Source organism: Sphingomonas sp. NY01 (assembly GCF_038809135.1).
GTDB lineage: Bacteria > Pseudomonadota > Alphaproteobacteria > Sphingomonadales > Sphingomonadaceae > Sphingomonas > Sphingomonas carotinifaciens.
Map to the genome: position 1 here is coordinate 1191253 of NZ_CP101722.1, position 16974 is coordinate 1208226.

Consider the following 16974-nt stretch of genomic DNA (forward strand, 5'->3'; position numbering starts at 1 on the left):
ATTTGCGTGGGTTTGATGTTCGGTGATGATCAGGAATGATCAGTTTGGAAGGAGTGGAAGGAGAAATCAGGGTGGTATCGGGTGCGCGCATGCGCGGGCGCGCGCACATGCGCATGAGGCAGGACCAAGCAAAGTCCTTCCACCTATTCCAATGCCGCAGAAATCCGCCATTTTAGTGCTTCCAATCGTGCTTCCGCGTGGAAGGACGTATCCTTCCATTCGCCGGTCAGAGCGGGACATCATCACCATAGGACGGGCCGTAGTCGCCATAGCGGGGGCCGGGATCGTCCCCGGTTGCCTCGGCGAAGTCGCCCACGTCCTTGGTCATCTCGATGTCCAGCCACTGGACGCCGTTCGAGGTCTTCTTCTCGAACCCGCGATCCTCCATGGCCTTGGAAAAGCCTTGTGGCTGCCACTCCGCCGCGCCCGTCGCCTTGGTCCAGGCGGTGAAGAGTGCGAACAGCATTGACGACTTGGAGCGCGCACCAGACACCGGTTTCGTGCACTCGTCAAGGAAGCGTCCCAGCTGATCGCTCTGCTCGCGATACTTCGCCGTCGCGGCCAGCACGCTCTCCGGCTCCACGAGCCCATTCTCGCGCCAGTCCAGCAGGCCCTCGATCATCCAGTTGAGGATGCCCGACTTCTCCTTGCGCAGCTTGTCGGGCAGCGTCCGGTCGACGTTCTCCTTGGCGATCTGCACGTCCCATGGGACGAGCATCACGCGCCGCCAGATGCCATCGTCATGGCCGGTGATCTTGGGTTTGTGGTTGCCCGAGATCGTCACCTTGAACGACGGCAGGAAGCTGAAGAACCCCTTGTTGAGATGGCGCGCGTCGATCAGCTCGCCGCCCGTGATCAGCTTGATCAGCGCCTCCGCCAGTTTGGCGCCCTTCTCGGGCTCGGAGGTCCGGAGGAAGCGTATGCCCGGCAGGCGCGCGAGGTCCGGAGTGGCCTCGCCGCCTTTCCGGCCGCGCCCCTGATCGAGAAACGTCTCGATGCCCACGGACCCGCCATAGTCGCCGGCCACGTCGCTGCACGCGTCGACCATGGTGGATTTACCATTGCGGCCCTTGCCGTGGTAGAACGCCAGCTTCTGCTCGCTGATGTCGCCGGTCAGGCTGAGGCCGTGCCACTGGGCGAGAAAGCGCCGGGTGGCGGCGTCGGGCTGGACGGTATCGAGGAAGCCGTTGAACTCGACCCGTTCGGCTTCCGGATCGAAGTGGACGTTCGCGATCTTGCTGATGTGGTCGTTCGGATTGTGCGGCGTCAGGGACAGGCCCCACTCATTGCTCTGGCCGACGAGCTCCAGCTTGCCGTTCCGCATCATCCAGCGCTCGCCCTGACAAGTGAGGCGCAGCGTGCCGTTCTGGACGTTGATCGCCATGCGATCGGCATCCATGGCGTCGGCCTTGATAGCGACGTCGTCGAACGCCTTCACCAGATTGGCGATGCAGCCCATCCGGCTCGCGCCTTCGCTGGACTTCGCATGGGCGCGCAGCGTCTCCGAGAAGTAGATCGGCACCTTGTTGTCGCCGCTGCCCCGCCAGCCGACGATATGGTCCAGCGCTGCCGCGCGTTCCTCGTCGGTCGCGTCAGCCGGCACCTCCTCGCGCAAGCCGCTGGCCTCGACGAAATCGGCTTCGTTCCGGATGGCTCGCACGGTGTCGTAGACGGCAAGGCTGACCTTGCCCGGCACCTTGTCCTTCTCCTCCGACAGCAGCTCCCACCGCTTGCCGTCCCACACGAACCAACCCAATTCATTGCAGAAGCGGAAACGCCACCCGTGGCGCGTCCTGAATCGCTCCGCATTGCCCAGATCGGTGAGCGAGTAGAAGGCGCACCGCCGATCGACTTCGGCATTCGCCGCAGGCGAAATCCTCTCCCCCACGCCCCCCGGAAGGGCCGGAGAAGGGGAGGTTCCTGAATGGAAGGAGACATCGCTTTCACCTTCTTCGCGGGGTGCGGGGCCGCCCATGCGATCGAAGTCGTCGGCGTAAGCCTCTGGAGGCGGCGTCGGGAGAATGGGGGATGAGGATGTAGAGCGGCCGCTATCGCGCCCGCGCGCCTTTTGCGCGCCTACGGCGCTGAGATCGCGAGGCTTGGCGATGCCGTTCGTCAGGCCGTTCTCCACGGCATCCGCGTGCTGCTGGTAGGCATGGGGATCGAACCCCCTGACGACATCCAGCAGCGACTGCCGCACCAGCGCCTCACTGAGGGCGCCGGCACCAACGAACTGGCCGAGATTGAAGGCCGCCCAGTACGCGCCCATGTTGCGCCCGCCATGGCGTCCGCCGCCCTTCGGCGTCGCGGCGAGCTCCTGCAATTCGTTGTCCAGTGCCTGCATGGCATAGCGCCGCGTCGAGGCGTCCACGTCGACGGCGAACGCCAACTCCCGCGGGGTGCGGGGCGGCGCATCTGCCACCTGCTCGTGCCTTGGTGGCGTGCGCATGATCTCGACCAGCGCGGGCGGACATGCCGCGATTTCCGTCCGGTCGTGACCCAGCAGCCAGCGATAGTCGCCCGCTGCGTCCACATCGTTGCCGTCGAAATGGCTGGGCGGCGCGATCACGTAGCCGCCAAGGCCGCGCACATCGATGTGCTTGGGCAGGCTGCCGCTGTTCCCGATCGGCTCGCCGTCCGGCATCAGGAACCAGTGATGCTCGCCATCCGACCGCGTCAGCGACGTCAGGGTGTCAGGCAGCAGTTCGCCGTCCATCCGCTCGGCGAGCGCGTCCTTCAGCTGGTCGAGCGTCCAGGTCTCCTGCCCGACGACTTCCTTCGTCTGCTTGTCGACGACGTCATACGTGCCCGGATCGAAGTCGATCACGATCAGCCCGGCTCGGCCGACCGCAACGCCGATCATTGCGCGCGGCCACTTCCGCCACCAGGCGCGGATCTGCTCCTCGTCGGTGATCGCCTTGGTGACGCCGCCCGATCCCTTGATCGGGTTGCCGTCGGCATCCTTGTCGCGCGGCAGCAGCGGCCGCTTCGTACTGGTGTCGCATGGGAAGACGGGCCAGCCACGGCGCGCGTAGGTAAGCGCCGCCTCAAGCAGAGACGGCGAGGTTTCGGTCAAGGCCACGATTACGCCCCCGGATACTAAGAGATGCGGCAGGCGAAAACCCGGCCTGCCAGCGGGGGCGCGTCAGCGCGCGCCCGTCAGAACGGAACTTCGTCGTCCAGATCGTCACCCGCGAAGCCGCCACCACCGAAGCCCGACCCGCTGCCGCCGCGATCCATGCCGGGGCCATCGGAGTGCCCGGAATAGTCGTGACGGCCGGGATCGCCCTGCGCCTTGTCGAGCAGGGTCAGGACCGAATTGAACGGCCCCAGCACGACCTCGGTCGAGTACCGGTCGGTCCCCGCCTGGTCCTGCCACTTGCGGGTCTGGAGCTTGCCCTCGACATAGACCTTGCTGCCCTTGCGGAGATACTTCTCCGCGATGCTGCACAGGCCCTCGTTCATGATGACGACGGAGTGCCACTCGGTGCGCTCCTTCTGCTCGCCCGTGCCGCGATCCTTCCAGCGCTCGGAGGTGGCGATCCGCAGGTTCACGATTTTGCCGCCGTTCTGGAAACTGCGGCTCTCCGGGTCGCGCCCGAGATTGCCGACGATGATTACCTTGTTCACGCTGCTCATGCGACTTCTCCGATGGGTCGCAGGCGCACGCCCACGCGCTGCGATCCGTTGCTCATCTTCTGGGGCACGCCCAGGCGGTTCAGGTGACGGCCGAACTCGGACAGCACGAGGCAGCGCGCGCCGTTGGTCGCGCACCAGCCCTGATAGTCCTCATGCAGCCACCGGGTGGGCATCTCGCCGTCCGCCGCGCTCTCGACGCGCTCGCTGAGCCACGACGCGACACCGGCGTCCGCCACGCGCGGCGCGGGCAGGGCGGGGACGCTGTCGGCGAACATCGATCCGCCCAGTTTCGTCCACATGTCCATCGCCATCGCCCGGCCGGCGACACGGCTCATCTTGCCGACCGCGTCGGCCAGCTTGTGGACCGTCTCGATGGTGCGCACCTGCTCGTCGGTGAAGCCGAACGCCGGCATCGCGATCAGCGACTCGGCGGGCGCCTCCGCGATCACCGGAGCCAGCAACGCCGCCTCCATGCGGTTGAACGCCTCGATGTAGCGCATCTTCCACTGGAGCGCCTTCGGACCGGTGAAGCCCATGGCCAGCAGCGCGAAGCCGTCGCGGTCTATGTCGCATCGGCGGAAGCGCCTTATAGCGCCATTTCCTCCGGGAGCTTCGAACAACATCGGCGCAAAATTGCGCCGGAGTTCCGGCTCCGCCTTTACGAGCCTGTCGATCGCCCGAAGCACATCCTTATGATGCTTGTCGAACGTCAGCGCGACCTCACGGCTGTCGGCCACGACGCGGCCCGCCTCGATCTTGACCAGCTCGCTCATGCCATCATCCCCAACGCGCGCAGATAGGTGTCCATGATCGCCTGCTTGGCGACCACGTCGTCCTTCTTCTGGCCGCGCAGCTTCATGATCCCCTTGAGCGCTGATGCGTCGTACCCACGCGCCTTCGCTTCCGCCCAGGTGTCCTTGATGTCGTCGGCGATGCCCTTCTTCTCTTCCTCCAGCCGCTCGGCACGCTCCAGCAGCAGCCGGATCTCGTCCGCTGCCACCGATCCCTCGTCGCTGCCGTTGTGATCGGCCGGCGCAATCGGCTCCGCGCCCTCGGGCACGTAGAGGACCGTACCGCCACCTGCCTGCCTGCCGATCCATCCAGCGCTGACGATCGCCTTCGTGATGGACTTCAGCGTGGGGTTCGCCGCCTTCAGGTGCGCCGGCAGGCGCTGCTGCACCTCGTCCAGCGTGATCGCTTCCAGCCCGACGAGGAGCGCGCCCACGGCTGCGGCGACCTGATGCTCCAGCTTCTGCTTCATGCCGCACCTTGCTTGTACGGACGGCCGCAGCAGGAGCACGCGTCACGGCCGTACATGGCGTCGAACGCCGGCTTCATGCGCTCGCGCCATGCGCGTGCGTAGGCACGGCCGCGCTCGCGCTCCTGCTGCTGCGAGGTCATCGCGCGGTCGCCTTGGCACAGTCGATCCAGTGACGGACCACGTCGGGCCGCTCCGTGTCGCGGATGATCACATCCAGCGCCATGAAGGCCTCGTCCCGATCGCCCCGCTGGATGGCGGCAGCCAGATCCTTCACCTGGTGTTCGTCGTCAAACATCGTCTGCTCCTTTCTAGATTCGCATGGGCATCACGACCGCGAGGAGATCGGGATCTTTCTCGCCGCTGATCTTGATCGGGGATGCCGGGTCGCGGATGTCGATGGTCAGCGCGCCGCTCTCATCGAAGAGCGTGACGAGCGATTTCAGATAGTCGCGGTTGACGCCGAAGGTGATCGGCCCGCCGATCGGCTCGACATCCAGGACCTCCTCGGCGGACGTGCCGACCTGATCCTTGGCGCGCGCCTGACATTCACCCGGTGCCTGGACGGTTTCGAGCGTCACCGCTCGCACCTTCATCTTCTCGCCCTCTGGCGAGGTGACGGCCGTCACGGCGCCCACCGTCTCGCTGATCGCGCCCGAACGCCCTGTGAAGCCGCGGCCGACATGATCCGGAATGATCCGGCCGTAGTCTGGGAAGGTGCCGTCGACGAGTTTCATCAGCACGCGGATGCCGCCGATAGATACCGCCATCGCGGCGCCGGTGTGCTCGATGTCGATCCACCCTTCGCGCTTCGCGAGTAGCTTGCGCAGATGACCCACGGCCTTGCGGGGCACGATTGCGCCGTCCGTCAGCCGATCGGCCCCTTCGGGCTGATCGGCCTGCACACGTACCAGCCGGTGCCCGTCCGTCGCGGCAGCGCAGAGGCGGTCATTCGCGACGTGCAGATAGATGCCGCAAAGGTAATAGCGTGTTTCCTCGCTCGACATCGCCACGCTCGTGCAGTCGAGCATGCGCATCATCTGTGCGGCCGGCAGGCGGAAGGTCGATCCGCTCTCCATCGCGCCCCGCTTGGGGAAGTCTGCCGCCGAAATCGTCGGCAGGATGCGTTGACCGCGCCCCGCCTTCATCGTCACGGCCGCGCGGCCCTCCATCGGCGCGATCGTCACGCGCCCGGCGCGCAGGCTGTCCACCGCCGCCTGGAACTTGCGCGCATCGATCGTCGTCGTCAGCGTCCCCGCCGCTTCGATCGTCGCGCTGACCTGCAGGTCGAGGTCGGTGCCCGTCAGGGTCAGCTTGCCGCCGCCCACTTCGATCAGGAAGTTTGACAGGACCGGGATCGTCGTCCGGGCCTCCACCACGTCGACCACCGCCCGAACCGCGCCCAGCAGCGCGTCGCGCTCAACTTCCACCGTCATGCCGCCATCCCCGTCACGTCTCCAGAATCCACGATCGTCACACGCCGCAGCGTGGGGGCGGGCGCCGCATGCACCCGGATCATCCCCGCCTCGACCATCGCCGCAATCGCTACCGGTACGACCTCGGGCACCACGCCCGCACGCCGCGCCATCTGCGCGTCGGTGGGGCAGGGCAGGCGGAAGCGCGCGGCGCGCAGCAGCTGCTGCATCAGCGCATTGACGAGATCGGTCTCGCCTTCGGCGATCACCGCCAATCGCGCCGACAGCACCGTGCGCGGTGCGGGCGTCTCGATCGGCTTGCTCGACCGCTCGGCGGTGTAGCGATGCACGAGCGACGTCCCGACGCGCTTCTGCTTCAGGTGCACCAGGCCCTTGCCGGCCAGCGTCCGCATCAGAACCGCGCCCGGGTGATTGCCCGGCGCTCGTGCCCAGGTCGCATAGAGGAACTGGTCGCCCGCGACGGCCATGCTCAGCCAGGCGCGGATGCGCTCCGGGGAGGCCACCATCAGCACCAATTCCTCGGATGGGATGGGCGCGGTGGAGTGGGGGGCAGACCCCACCGCGCCGTCGCACGCGGCCGGGGGAAGCCCGCGCACGATCTCGGAAAACATCGTCAAGCGGCCACCGCGAGGGACACGCGGTCGAACCAGCCGCCGCGCGCAGGCACGCGGAACTGGCGAGCGGTCATGCCGATCAGCCGGTGCAGGTCACTCCCCGTCTTCAGACCGGGGACCATGTCACCCTCGACCATGCGCTGGACATAGCTGTCGGAGATATCCAGCGCCGTTGCGGCTTCGCTCAGGCCGCCGGGCAGTGCCATGATCCATTGTGCGAGGCGACGGGCGCCCTCGCTGGGCGCCTTCGCCGGCAGGTGCAGCTTCTGCATCACTGATCCCCTTTCATGATGGTCAGCAGCTCCGCGCGCATGTGCGCGGACACGCGAATGAGTTGGTCGAGCTCGGCGAGGATCTTCTCGGCGTCGGCCGCATCGAGCTTGCCGTCCGCAAGACCGGCGCAGATTGCGGCGGTCGTATCGCTCTGCTCCTTCGCCTGCTTCGCCAGCAGCGTGAGCAGATCCTCACGGGTGGCAGGGGCATCGGGCAGGGCGACGAAGGTGCCGTCCGCCATGGTGCACAACGCGGCGGTGACGATCGCCTCGCCCGCTACCGCCTCCAGGTCGCGGACGATGTCGACGGGGGCGAAGCACTCCGCCTCGGCAGGATTAAGAGAGGCGTAGCGTGCGATTGCGCTCTTGCCGACGCGGGTCAGCGAGGCGGCGGCTTCGATCCCGCCTACCTTCGCGACCAGCTCGCCGAAGCGCACCTTCAGGATGCGGCCCTTGACCGCGGTAGAAGCGATCATGGTCATGCCGCCGCCTGCTGGGAAAGGTTGGACGACGTTCCCGATGACGAACCGCACCCGGCTCCGGCAATGTCATGGCTATGACAGAGCACGGCCATCATGCGACTACCTCACAGTCCTCGGAGCGTGCGACAGCCACCTCGCGGCCCATCGGCCAGATGATGTCCTCAGCCGTGACGCCGAGGTCGAGCTCGGCCGCTTTGTCGAAGACAGCCGGTTGCCGACCAGCAGGGATGCGACCAGCGCTTTTCCAACTCTGGACCGTAGACGGCGCTTCTCCCAAGGTGTCCGCCATTTTGCGGGTGCCACCGAAGGCGTCGAAGAGGGTACGTCGCTCGCTCATGGAACGCCGTGTACGACTCTGTCGCACAAAATACAACGAACATTTCGTACAGACAGCGTGCGAATAAATCGCGCATGCCTCACCACATGGAACCGGTTGCTCCAAAACTGAAGGCGCTGCGGGAGCGCGCTGAGCCCAAACTCACGATCAGGGCCATGGCCGAGGCTCTTGGCCTCGCCTTGAGCACCTATGCGGCATACGAGGACACGAAGAAGTCGAAGCGCGAATTTCTACCCGTTCCGTTCGCCCGCCGAGTGGCCGACATTCTCGTCTTGCACGGCATCGAACGCGCAGAGGTAATGGAGTTGGCCGGCGTCGTGCCGCGCACGCCTGCGCCTGAAGGCCGCGACATTCATGAGGACAGGCTGGAGGTAATTGGATCGGTGGCAGCTGGAATATGGCGGGAACAGAGCCACTGGCGTGCCGAGGAGCGATATACGATCGTGGTGCCGCCATCGCCAATCAAGGGCGCCGTTCGCTTCGCCGTCCGCGTAGATGGCCAGTCGATGGATAAAATCATCCCGCCTGGTTCTGAGTTGGAATGCATCGACGTCCGCGCAAGCGGCCTATCACCGCGGCCGGGTGACTTGGTCATCGTCGAGCGCACCGCGCATGATCTAACGGAGATGACATGCAAGCGCCTGGTTCGGGAGGATGACCGATGGTTACTGCGCTGCGAATCAACGAAGCCTGAGTTTCAGGCCGACATTGAGATAGGCAACCCTGACAATGACGCCCATCATGACGACCATGTACGGGTAATCGGCATTGTAGTCCGCGCCCACCAACAGCACTTTTTCAAGCGATGAAACGGATCATCTTGTTCGCGCTTGCTGTCACGGCGTGCGATCGCCCTCCAGCAGAAAAGCCGAGCGCCACGCCATCTGCTGGTAGAACTTACGTCGAGACGAACGATGACTTCATGGGCGGTCTTCGTCTCGTCTCGACTGAAACCACGCTAATCGACGGACGGCGTCCGGAGATCTCAGCTTCATGCAATGAAGACGGCGTTCCATCGCTACATCTCTCCCTCGTGCATGCGCCTGATCGGCCACCTCCTCTCCGGGGGGTGTTCGCCGACTTCAGGTTTGGTGGCTGGCCCAAGCAGCATGTTGAGATGGCTTGGTTTGATAAGGGCAGCTGGATGCCACGCGAGAAAGACGCTGACAGGAGGCTCGTGAGGGCGATGCTCAAGGCAGACCACGTATCGGTGACAATGCCAGATGCTTACGCGGCGAAGCGCCAATTCAAATGGGATATACATGCCTCGCCTACAGATGTGCGACGTATGCGAAGGGTCTGTACGAAATAATCGTTTGACGCGTGCGAACAGCTCGTACAAATAGCGGCCTACCGCCGGCACTTTGACGCCCGGCGGTCAGGAGACCGCTATGCGCATCCAGCCACACCACCATGACGGCGAGGGCACCAGCGCCTCGCTGCATGCCTTCATGAACTCGCTCGGGCACGACGCACCCGAGCCCACCATCGCCTATCCCCGCCCGGCGTCGCTCGACATCGCGTCGACCGTTCAGCGCATGCGCGCACGTGGCATCAGGCCGCCCGTCGATCGCGGCCTCGCCCGCGGCATGATGATCGGGACCCCCCTGAGCATCGCCCTGTATGTCGGCATCGGCATGCTGACCGCGCACGTCGCGGGGCGGTTCTGATGATCCGCGCGCTGCCCAAGGTCGACCGGCGCCGCGTCCGGTATTTCGCCCGCCGCCAGTGGCGGACCGTGTTCATCCCCTTCGCGATCCTCAACGTCGAAGGCTTCGGCCGCTCGACCGTGCGCTGGCAGCACATGGAGACCCGCTGGAGCGATAGTCACCGCCGGCGCCTCTGGCGTGCCCCGGCTGTCTTGCTGACGGAGGCGCACTGATGATCCGTCACCTGAAACCCCGCGCCGAGGGTGGCCGCTGGAGCGGTGACGCGCTGACCTACAATCCGGACGGGGGCGTCGAGCTCAAGCCGGGTTTCATCCGCAACATGCGGATCGCGTTCGGCCAGGACACGAAGATCCCCGAGCGCGACGAGGTCCGCGGCTGGACCTTCTGTCTCCAGTGGTTCGGCCTGATGATCGAAGTCGGTGTGGGGAGGGTCCGCTGATGCCCGCCTTCTACTACAGCACCACGCCGTGCTTCGAAGACGCCGAGATCTGGTACGGCCCACATGTCACGCGCGAGGCCGCCGCGATCGCCGCAGGCCAACGGTTCCCGGGCGTCGGCTTCTGGACGGCCGAAGCCGTGCCGCAGACCAACGCGCTCGACATCTTCGAGCCGAGCATGTTCGAGCCGGACGGCTGCATCGCTGACGTGTTCGAGGACGTGAACGCCGAGCTGTTGGGCGAAGACGGAGAGGGCGGCCCGAACCACTGGGACACGGACGCCGTCGCCGCGCTGGTGAAGCGCCTCAACTACCAGTTCACCGCTTGGGCGCGCGAGCATGGCTATCAGCGCGGCTGGATGCTCGATGTCAGCGCCGAGGAATGGACGCCTGCGTGCAACCCGGCGCCGACCGGGCGGCTTCGTCCCGTCCTGTCGCTGGCGATGGGTGGGTCGGCATGAAGATCGACACGCGCACCGTGCATAGCGCAAGGCCAGCTATCGGCAGCGTCTCTGCGAGCAGGCTCCGCTGGTTCCTGATTGGAGCTGTGGTTGGTGGCTTGCTGGCGCTGGTGACGGCGGGGCGTGTCTGATGCGGCCACAGGACGCTGCCATGCAGATCGCGGGCTGGGCCGCGCAGCGTGCGGCCGAAGCCGTCGTGTCCCATGCCACCCACCGCATCGGCCGGGTCGCCAAGCGGCGCCTATCTGGCGCTGCTCAATCCATCGGCCGGGGTCGCGCCCGGTGAACCGCCCGCCCATCAGCTTCGCCGGTGATCGGCCGTTGCCGCGTCGGTGTGGCGACTGGGCGGGGATCAGCCGTATGGCGGCGCAGCTGCTCGACCAGCGCGAGAAGGGCTATCCTGCCGCGATCGAGGCCAACAAGCTGACGCCCGATGATGCCGAGCGCGGCCTGCGCATTATGCGTGCGATCGTTGCGTTGTGGCGGATGGCGCTGGAACCTCGCGATCTGCCGCAGCCGGCCGACTACCGCGACGCTTTCGGAGCGACGTGGGAGGAGATGCGCGACAATGCGATGCGGGTCGCTGGCGGCGCGTGGCACCGTGCTCGCCGCGACCCGGACGATGCCGACCTCGCGGCGCAGGCGGAGCTCGCCGAGGCTCTGGCGTGGCAGCACCGCGATGTCTGCGGCAGCGCCGGACCGCACGTATGGCTCGCACACGAATACGAGCAATGGGAACGGAGGAGATGGGCGTGACCCTCGCCGCAAAGTTCAAGCAGCAGGACGTCACGCGCGCAGTGAAGGGCGCGAAGGCGGCCGGGATGCGCGTCGGCCGGGTCGAGATCGATCCGAACGGGCGTATCGTCATTCTCAGCGAATCGGTCGCGCCCGCGTCCGAACCTAACCCGTGGGACACCGTCCTTGGCTAAGCGCAGATTTCTTCCGAAGTACGTCTCCAGTTTCGCTGATCGCCACGGCAAGGAGCGCCTGCGATTCCGCAGGGCAGGGCAGCCCACCGGCTACTTCAAGGCCGCGTTCGGCACCGAGGAGTTTCGGATTGAATACCGGGCCTTCCTCGACGCAGCGACCGCACCGTCGACGATCGCGATAGAGCGCGCCGCGCCCGGGACGATCGCCGACCTGGTCGCTCAATATTTCGCCGTGCCGACCCGACTCGGCCCGTCGACGGTGACCCAGGACAAGGTGCGGCGAATCGTCGGCGCCTTCCGCGACGAGCATGGCAGCAAGCCCGTGAACCGGATCGGTTTCGAGCACGTCGAAGGCATCATCGCCAAGAAGCTGGTGCGCACGATGGTCGATACGCCGCGGGGCAAGCGGCCTAGCGGAGGACCGGAGGCGGCACGCAAGCTGCGGAAGGAGCTGGTCCGGCTGTTCGACTTCGCCGTGAAGAAGCGGATGATCGCGACGAACCCGGCCGCCCAGGCGGAGCGCGTAAAGGTGCCAGTGGATCAGCGATCGACAGGCTTCCACACGTGGACCGAGGACGAGATCGCGCAGTACCGCGCCCATCACAGGCTGGGCACGAATGCCCGCCTCGCCATGGAACTGATGCTATGGACCGGTCAGCGCCGTAGCGACGCGATTCGCATGGGTCGCCAGCATATCAAGGACGGTCGGATCCACGTCGTACAGAAGAAGGGCGGGAAGGGGCTTTGGCTACCCGTCGCACCGCAGCTGCTGGAGGCGATCGTCGCCATGCCGGCACGCGGGAGCCACCTATGCTTCCTGATCAACGAATGCGGGCGGCCGTTCACGGATGGCGGTTTCGGTAATTGGTTCAGGGAACGCTGCGACGAAGCGGGGCTTCATCGCTGCACCGCCCACGGCCTTCGGAAGGCGACGATGCGCCGGATGGCGGAGCTCGGCACGGCTAACCAGTCGATGAAGGCGGTGTCCGGCCACAGCAAGGACAACGAGGTCGCGCACTACACCGCGCAGGCGGATCAGCGACGCATGGCTGATGATGCGATCGCGTCATTGGCGCGATGGGAGCGGGCGCGCGATTCTATCGATGTGACCGTCAGGGAATGAAGCCGGGATGGTGTGCTTCGAACTTGAGCGGCTGCGGCCCGTTGATGGCGCGCATGGCAGTGGTGCGTCGGGAATGCATCGGATGATAGAAATCTGTGCTCGCGGCTGCTGGTCGATCAGATAAGCACCTCGCTTTCGTAGGTATATTCGAAACGCGCTGCTGCGCAGTCTAAGCAAACAAGCGGTTCATGAATGATGATGGCGCCTAGAATTTAGCTCATGGTTATGGTGAGACTGCGTCCGTAATTACCATATATATGTTGTATTAATCCCGCGGTTGAAATGCTTCTTCACCATAGGCGTGTCGAAGTCTCTTATACAAGCTGGTTTGTGGAAGGTACTTTAGCATACGAAAATCAACCAACAGCTTGTGCATATCTTTTGATAACGACGTCGCCGTTGCGTTTACCGCGATCATAGTCAGTTCGGTACTCGTTAGCTGACTTCTAAGGAGACGAGCGTATTGGTGCTTTTCACTAGCAGTGAGAACCTTATCCGATCTTAATCGATCGAGAATAGTGTATATCAATCTGAAGTATGGTGAAAAAGTTGGCTCAGCGCGAGGGTGGATGTGTTTCAAATAAGATTCGCCCAAAGACTTGAACGAGCGAAAGTATTTTTCGCTTTGCGTAATATGAAATCGATAGTCGTCAATCGTTGCTTGAAACGCATCCCCGCCCTTCACAACCTTTACAAGCTTTGCTGACGACGATGGCGCGACTATCCCGGTTGTAAAATCTTGCGCTCGGCGTTGTCTAAAAAATGCATCGGAGTACTCATAGCTGAGCTCTGCCTTAAGCTCTCGTGCAAGTTTCAAAAGCTCAAAAAAATGACTTTCAAACCTTTGCCGGTGTAGGTCTAAAGCCTGATCTCTGATGGCTCGGCGCTGCACGTTAAGTGTCACAATGACTATGACTGTACCAAGCGTCGAGATTAGCGCCGTGAACGCCCCAAATGTATCGCCCCAAGAGCCGGCCTCTTGGACGGCAACAGACTTCCTTTCTAAAAAAAACTGTGAAATGGTAACGCTGTAGTCAGCCCACAATCCCCACAAGAATAGTGCAACAATGAATAGCAGAATGACCCAACGTACTTTCATGGCATTCTCTGAGCATGTGTTTGTTGTTACAACAGCGATACGGTAATGTTATATACTAGCGCAGATGGTATTCTGCGATGCTGCTATCGACGGCTGCTGCCTTGCATGTCACTTAGCCGGGGCGATAGATACTTTTGCTCAGGATGCTGGGGCATTTCAGGATATTTGTATCGGATGAGACCTTGGGAAACCATCGGCGCTATAAACCGCTGCGAGATGTAGTTATGTTTTTTACCAAGATACCCAGCAATCTCGGTTGCCGATAACGCTTTCCAGTCGCAGAGCCTTGCAATCATTGAAGTCAGTTCTTCCGGGGGCACTCTTTTTTTCAATGCGAGCGAACGCACCGCGTACCGCAGCTGTGTAGGCAAATCTGCAAGCTCGACATGCCGACCGCCGACCAGCGCTAAGCTGCTTTCTCTTGAGCGTCGGGGAGGGGGCGTAGCGGCGTTAGCATCCATCTTAGCGGCGCTACCATCCATGCTAGGAGCGTTAGCATGGATGGTTGGTTCGTCGTACGGGATCTCCCGTAGTGCCATCTCATGGCCTGCTACGTAAAAGGTTTTTGCTCCGCTGCCCTTGTCTTTCAGAAGCTTACTTTGCACTAACGCACGGAGGCTCTTGCTGGCAGACAACGTATCCAATTGCGTTAAGCTGCGATAAGTTGCGTTATCGATTGCCTGAACTTCGCGAACGAAGATCAATGCCTTCATTTGGTCTTGCGTCAGGTTGAATTTTGTGAACCGGCTCAGCCATTGCCAGTCCTTCTCATCAAGAAAGTGGTGAAACAAGAATGTTGCCCGAAATTCATGTCCGTCTCGGTCGGACTCGAACGTCGGAGCAGCTAGTCCGCGTTGCTTCATTTTTTGCTGCATGACCCGTATGCCGCTACCTTTCGTTTCGGCGAAACGGGTTTCATGTAAAATTTCAGCAATCGTTGGATTTCTTATAGCCGATCCAGGTTCGTCAAAGCGCTCCTGTGACTTCAGAGAATAGCCTGGATTGCGGATCACGATCCTATTTGCATAGCGTATTACCTGTACCGGTTGACTGACATCATACGCTCGATGCATAAGAGAATTAACCACGGCCTCGCGAAGCACGCGAAGTGGTAATACCGGGGTTTCCTTGCGCTGCCCCGTGACGCCTTCGTCAAAAACTAACGTTTTGGGAAGATCGTCCACAATTGCAGCGATAACCCTCCCTATCAGGGTCACTAAGGAGCCTCGCATGTCTAGCGAATCGAATCGTGCGTCGGGATCAGAAACCCAATGCCGTCCTGGCACGCGTATGTAATCCACACGTTGCGCTGGAGCCAATCGGCGCAACGCGCTGGCTTTACCGAACGTCAGAAGGCCCGCTACTGTGATTTGGTATTGGCCGTTTACGCGCTTCAAAGCTCCAAGTGAATGGAGCATTTCTTCATCGGACCAATTTAGTTCTTCGGCAATCGGGTTGGCGTCTGATCTCGCTTTTCGATATGCAACGATAGATGCTGTATCAAGATCGTCTATAGTTGCATCGAGCAGGACGCGACCGTCTATTGGATCTGATACTTTGCCTTGAAAGAACGCCTGTAGATCTTCATCGCTGCATTTGACGTCGGCTGCGCCGATGCGTCGAAACGCCCCACGCGGCAGGCCAGTGGCTTTGAAGTATAGCGGCTTCTGATTGTGGGGAAGTTCGGGTACGTCAATACGCAAGATTGTTGCATTGCCGACCTTCTCGGTTTTTATATCCACCCTCACGGACTGATTGAACATCGTCGCGCATGCTGACGAAATGTCGCCAGATAACTTATCGGGGTCAGTCACCCCCGCGGGTCGATATAAGGTGAAGAGTGCAACTTCCCTCTCTACCCCAAGAAGGATGGTTCCACCTTCCAGCCCAGGTTCGTTGCTTAAAGCGCAGATCGTCTCATAAACTGATTTGCCGACCAACGAGCTCCCAACTTCCTTGGCTTCAAGGTCCTCGGTTTCATCGGTGACGTTGAGTTCCTTGATCAACTCGACCGCGTGCGCTTTCCGGATCATCCAACCTGCATATCTCAACCGCGATCAAGATGGGAACCCATGGTCGCTGATCCAGCTCACACATCGCAATCTGCGGGCAAACAATGCATTTTCGCGCAGAAAACGTGGGCCATGCCGCGCCGTCATTCAGCGCGCCTCAGACGATCTGATGGCTAACCAGCATGTAGGGTTAGCCATCTTTCTCTTCCAAACCAGCTGATTTCTGCGGGTTTGGTAAGAAGAGTGGAGGCCCGACCGGGAATCGAACCCGGGTGCAAGGATTTGCAGTCCTCTGCGTCACCACTCCGCCATCGGGCCGGAGGCGGGCCTTTGGTAGGTTTTTTGAAACGGGTCAAGCCGCAGCCGACGATTTCTACATGTCGGGGATGCCATGGCATCGTCACGGTCCGCTTGGCCTCGTCATGCGGGCGCGATACAAGCCGCATCAGTTGAACTAGTGTATTGCGCAGCTACAACAGTTGTGCGACAGGGATGGCCATGACGACCACGATGACGGAATCCGGGATCACCAGCGCGGCCGGAAACGCCGCTGGCTCCACGACTTACGAGGCGATGCGCCACGCGATGGTGGCCAGCCAGTTGCGCACCAATGCGGTGAACGACACCCGTGTCGTCGCCGCGATGACGCAGGTCCCGCGTGAGGCGTTCCTGCCCGCCGACGCGCGCTCGCTCGCCTATCGCGACAGCCTGATCAACATCGGCCATGGCCGCAGCATCAACCTGCCGATGGCCACCGGCCGATTGCTGACCGAGGCCTATCTGGAGCGCGGCGACCGCGTGCTGCTGATCGGTGCGGCTGGCGGCTATACCGCGGCCCTGCTGTCCGGCATCGTCGCCGAAGTGGTGGCGGTCGAAAGCCATCCGGCGCTGGCACAGGATGCCCGCGCGGCTCTTGCCGGATATGGCAATGTCCGCGTGGTCGAGGGGCCGCTGCCCGAGGGTCATGCCGCGGACGCGCCCTATGACGTGCTGCTGATCGACGGCGCCGTCGAAGAGGTGCCGGCCGCACTGATCGAGCAGGTGCGCGTCGGTGGGCGGATCGCGACCGGGCTGATCGAAAACGGCGTCAGCCGCCTGGCCACCGGCCGACGCACCGAGGGCGGTTTCGGGTTGCAGCCCTTTGCCGATGTGGACTGCACCGTGCTGCCCGGTTTCGAGCGTCCGCGCTCCTTCCGGTTCTAGGCG

At 62.9% G+C, this 16974-nt stretch carries 23 protein-coding genes and 1 tRNA gene; 10 read left to right on the plus strand and 14 right to left on the minus strand.

Annotated features, from left to right (window positions below; genetic code table 11):
• Positions 1 to 226: 226 nt before the first annotated feature.
• The 11 genes from NPJ82_RS05925 to NPJ82_RS05975 form a co-directional block, all read right to left on the minus strand.
• Complete coding sequence (locus NPJ82_RS05925) at positions 227 to 3082, minus strand: phage/plasmid primase, P4 family (RefSeq protein ID WP_342658663.1); 2856 nt, start codon at positions 3080 to 3082, stop codon at positions 227 to 229.
• 77 nt (positions 3083 to 3159) lie between these two features.
• Positions 3160 to 3639: a single-stranded DNA-binding protein gene (gene ssb / locus NPJ82_RS05930; RefSeq protein WP_342658664.1), complete on the minus strand. Its 480-nt coding sequence runs from the start codon at positions 3637 to 3639 to the stop codon at positions 3160 to 3162.
• Positions 3636 to 4412, minus strand: a complete 777-nt coding sequence (locus NPJ82_RS05935) for a Rha family transcriptional regulator (RefSeq protein ID WP_342658665.1) — start codon at positions 4410 to 4412, stop codon at positions 3636 to 3638. Before NPJ82_RS05935 ends, ssb begins: the two co-directional genes overlap by 4 nt.
• Positions 4409 to 4678, minus strand: a complete 270-nt coding sequence (locus NPJ82_RS05940) for a GapR family DNA-binding domain-containing protein (protein WP_342658970.1) — start codon at positions 4676 to 4678, stop codon at positions 4409 to 4411. The genes NPJ82_RS05935 and NPJ82_RS05940 overlap by 4 nt, the downstream gene beginning before the upstream one ends.
• Positions 4679 to 4896: 218 nt before the next feature.
• Entirely contained in the window at positions 4897 to 5040 is a 144-nt protein-coding gene (locus NPJ82_RS05945) for a hypothetical protein (RefSeq protein ID WP_342658666.1), read from the minus strand.
• A complete protein-coding gene (locus NPJ82_RS05950) occupies positions 5037 to 5195 on the minus strand; it encodes a hypothetical protein (protein WP_342658667.1) in 159 nt (52 codons plus the stop codon). Before NPJ82_RS05950 ends, NPJ82_RS05945 begins: the two co-directional genes overlap by 4 nt.
• 13 nt (positions 5196 to 5208) lie before the next feature.
• Entirely contained in the window at positions 5209 to 6333 is a 1125-nt protein-coding gene (gene dnaN, locus NPJ82_RS05955) for a DNA polymerase III subunit beta (RefSeq protein WP_342658668.1), read from the minus strand.
• On the minus strand, positions 6330 to 6950 hold the full coding sequence (locus NPJ82_RS05960) for a hypothetical protein (protein WP_342658669.1): 621 nt from the start codon (positions 6948 to 6950) through the stop codon (positions 6330 to 6332). Before NPJ82_RS05960 ends, dnaN begins: the two co-directional genes overlap by 4 nt.
• Positions 6947 to 7219, minus strand: coding sequence for a hypothetical protein (locus tag NPJ82_RS05965; RefSeq protein WP_342658670.1), 273 nt, complete (start codon positions 7217 to 7219; stop codon positions 6947 to 6949). Before NPJ82_RS05965 ends, NPJ82_RS05960 begins: the two co-directional genes overlap by 4 nt.
• Positions 7219 to 7701 (minus strand): hypothetical protein, encoded by a 483-nt coding sequence (locus NPJ82_RS05970; RefSeq protein WP_342658671.1) that lies wholly within the window; start codon positions 7699 to 7701, stop codon positions 7219 to 7221. Before NPJ82_RS05970 ends, NPJ82_RS05965 begins: the two co-directional genes overlap by 1 nt.
• Before the next feature lie 91 nt (positions 7702 to 7792).
• Positions 7793 to 8038, minus strand: coding sequence for a hypothetical protein (locus tag NPJ82_RS05975; RefSeq protein WP_342658672.1), 246 nt, complete (start codon positions 8036 to 8038; stop codon positions 7793 to 7795).
• An 86-nt stretch (positions 8039 to 8124) separates the two neighbouring features.
• Between NPJ82_RS05975 and NPJ82_RS05980 the strand changes: the two genes are divergently transcribed.
• From NPJ82_RS05980 to NPJ82_RS06020, 9 genes are all read left to right on the plus strand, one after another.
• Positions 8125 to 8847 carry a S24 family peptidase gene (locus tag NPJ82_RS05980; protein ID WP_342658673.1) on the plus strand — a complete coding sequence of 241 codons (723 nt, stop codon included), beginning with the start codon at positions 8125 to 8127 and terminating at the stop codon, positions 8845 to 8847.
• Between the two features lie 582 nt (positions 8848 to 9429).
• On the plus strand, positions 9430 to 9708 hold the full coding sequence (locus NPJ82_RS05985) for a hypothetical protein (protein WP_342658674.1): 279 nt from the start codon (positions 9430 to 9432) through the stop codon (positions 9706 to 9708).
• Positions 9708 to 9920: a hypothetical protein gene (locus NPJ82_RS05990; protein WP_342658675.1), complete on the plus strand. Its 213-nt coding sequence runs from the start codon at positions 9708 to 9710 to the stop codon at positions 9918 to 9920. The genes NPJ82_RS05985 and NPJ82_RS05990 overlap by 1 nt, the downstream gene beginning before the upstream one ends.
• Positions 9920 to 10147 (plus strand): hypothetical protein, encoded by a 228-nt coding sequence (locus tag NPJ82_RS05995; protein WP_342658676.1) that lies wholly within the window; start codon positions 9920 to 9922, stop codon positions 10145 to 10147. The genes NPJ82_RS05990 and NPJ82_RS05995 overlap by 1 nt, the downstream gene beginning before the upstream one ends.
• Positions 10147 to 10605 (plus strand): hypothetical protein, encoded by a 459-nt coding sequence (locus tag NPJ82_RS06000; RefSeq protein ID WP_342658677.1) that lies wholly within the window; start codon positions 10147 to 10149, stop codon positions 10603 to 10605. Before NPJ82_RS05995 ends, NPJ82_RS06000 begins: the two co-directional genes overlap by 1 nt.
• Complete coding sequence (locus NPJ82_RS06005) at positions 10602 to 10736, plus strand: hypothetical protein (RefSeq protein WP_342658678.1); 135 nt, start codon at positions 10602 to 10604, stop codon at positions 10734 to 10736. Before NPJ82_RS06000 ends, NPJ82_RS06005 begins: the two co-directional genes overlap by 4 nt.
• A 229-nt stretch (positions 10737 to 10965) precedes the next feature.
• Positions 10966 to 11361, plus strand: coding sequence for a hypothetical protein (locus NPJ82_RS06010; RefSeq protein ID WP_342658679.1), 396 nt, complete (start codon positions 10966 to 10968; stop codon positions 11359 to 11361).
• A complete protein-coding gene (locus NPJ82_RS06015) occupies positions 11358 to 11534 on the plus strand; it encodes a hypothetical protein (RefSeq protein WP_342658680.1) in 177 nt (58 codons plus the stop codon). The genes NPJ82_RS06010 and NPJ82_RS06015 overlap by 4 nt, the downstream gene beginning before the upstream one ends.
• On the plus strand, positions 11527 to 12657 hold the full coding sequence (locus NPJ82_RS06020) for a tyrosine-type recombinase/integrase (RefSeq protein ID WP_342658681.1): 1131 nt from the start codon (positions 11527 to 11529) through the stop codon (positions 12655 to 12657). Before NPJ82_RS06015 ends, NPJ82_RS06020 begins: the two co-directional genes overlap by 8 nt.
• A 265-nt stretch (positions 12658 to 12922) precedes the next feature.
• Here NPJ82_RS06020 and NPJ82_RS06025 read toward each other — a convergent pair whose 3' ends face one another.
• From NPJ82_RS06025 to NPJ82_RS06035, 3 genes are all read right to left on the minus strand, one after another.
• A complete protein-coding gene (locus NPJ82_RS06025; RefSeq protein ID WP_342658682.1) occupies positions 12923 to 13756 on the minus strand; it encodes a putative phage abortive infection protein in 834 nt (277 codons plus the stop codon).
• A gap of 83 nt (positions 13757 to 13839) precedes the next feature.
• On the minus strand, positions 13840 to 15789 hold the full coding sequence (locus NPJ82_RS06030; protein WP_342658683.1) for an ATP-binding protein: 1950 nt from the start codon (positions 15787 to 15789) through the stop codon (positions 13840 to 13842).
• A gap of 223 nt (positions 15790 to 16012) precedes the next feature.
• Positions 16013 to 16086 (minus strand) — tRNA-Cys (locus NPJ82_RS06035).
• A 192-nt stretch (positions 16087 to 16278) separates the two neighbouring features.
• On the opposite strand from NPJ82_RS06035, the gene NPJ82_RS06040 reads away from it, so the two are divergent.
• Positions 16279 to 16971, plus strand: a complete 693-nt coding sequence (locus NPJ82_RS06040; protein WP_112382692.1) for a protein-L-isoaspartate O-methyltransferase — start codon at positions 16279 to 16281, stop codon at positions 16969 to 16971.
• Positions 16972 to 16974: the final 3 nt, after the last annotated feature.

What these genes read in the sequence shown, in the direction of transcription:
- NPJ82_RS05970 (WP_342658671.1), bottom strand. Translation starts at nt 7,701, where the DNA reads ATGACCATGATCGCTTCTACCGCGGTCAAGGGCCGCATCCTGAAGGTG.
- ssb (WP_342658664.1), bottom strand. Translation starts at nt 3,639, where the DNA reads ATGAGCAGCGTGAACAAGGTAATCATCGTCGGCAATCTCGGGCGCGAC.
- NPJ82_RS06030 (WP_342658683.1), bottom strand. Translation starts at nt 15,789, where the DNA reads ATGATCCGGAAAGCGCACGCGGTCGAGTTGATCAAGGAACTCAACGTC.
- NPJ82_RS05965 (WP_342658670.1), bottom strand. Translation starts at nt 7,219, where the DNA reads ATGCAGAAGCTGCACCTGCCGGCGAAGGCGCCCAGCGAGGGCGCCCGT.
- NPJ82_RS05995 (WP_342658676.1), top strand. Translation starts at nt 9,920, where the DNA reads ATGATCCGTCACCTGAAACCCCGCGCCGAGGGTGGCCGCTGGAGCGGT.
- NPJ82_RS05980 (WP_342658673.1), top strand. Translation starts at nt 8,125, where the DNA reads ATGGAACCGGTTGCTCCAAAACTGAAGGCGCTGCGGGAGCGCGCTGAG.
- NPJ82_RS06010 (WP_342658679.1), top strand. Translation starts at nt 10,966, where the DNA reads ATGGCGGCGCAGCTGCTCGACCAGCGCGAGAAGGGCTATCCTGCCGCG.
- NPJ82_RS06005 (WP_342658678.1), top strand. Translation starts at nt 10,602, where the DNA reads ATGAAGATCGACACGCGCACCGTGCATAGCGCAAGGCCAGCTATCGGC.
- NPJ82_RS05975 (WP_342658672.1), bottom strand. Translation starts at nt 8,038, where the DNA reads ATGAGCGAGCGACGTACCCTCTTCGACGCCTTCGGTGGCACCCGCAAA.
- NPJ82_RS05935 (WP_342658665.1), bottom strand. Translation starts at nt 4,412, where the DNA reads ATGAGCGAGCTGGTCAAGATCGAGGCGGGCCGCGTCGTGGCCGACAGC.
- NPJ82_RS06040 (WP_112382692.1), top strand. Translation starts at nt 16,279, where the DNA reads ATGACGGAATCCGGGATCACCAGCGCGGCCGGAAACGCCGCTGGCTCC.
- NPJ82_RS06000 (WP_342658677.1), top strand. Translation starts at nt 10,147, where the DNA reads ATGCCCGCCTTCTACTACAGCACCACGCCGTGCTTCGAAGACGCCGAG.
- NPJ82_RS05950 (WP_342658667.1), bottom strand. Translation starts at nt 5,195, where the DNA reads ATGTTTGACGACGAACACCAGGTGAAGGATCTGGCTGCCGCCATCCAG.
- dnaN (WP_342658668.1), bottom strand. Translation starts at nt 6,333, where the DNA reads ATGACGGTGGAAGTTGAGCGCGACGCGCTGCTGGGCGCGGTTCGGGCG.
- NPJ82_RS05985 (WP_342658674.1), top strand. Translation starts at nt 9,430, where the DNA reads ATGCGCATCCAGCCACACCACCATGACGGCGAGGGCACCAGCGCCTCG.
- NPJ82_RS05945 (WP_342658666.1), bottom strand. Translation starts at nt 5,040, where the DNA reads ATGACCTCGCAGCAGCAGGAGCGCGAGCGCGGCCGTGCCTACGCACGC.
- NPJ82_RS05990 (WP_342658675.1), top strand. Translation starts at nt 9,708, where the DNA reads ATGATCCGCGCGCTGCCCAAGGTCGACCGGCGCCGCGTCCGGTATTTC.
- NPJ82_RS06025 (WP_342658682.1), bottom strand. Translation starts at nt 13,756, where the DNA reads ATGAAAGTACGTTGGGTCATTCTGCTATTCATTGTTGCACTATTCTTG.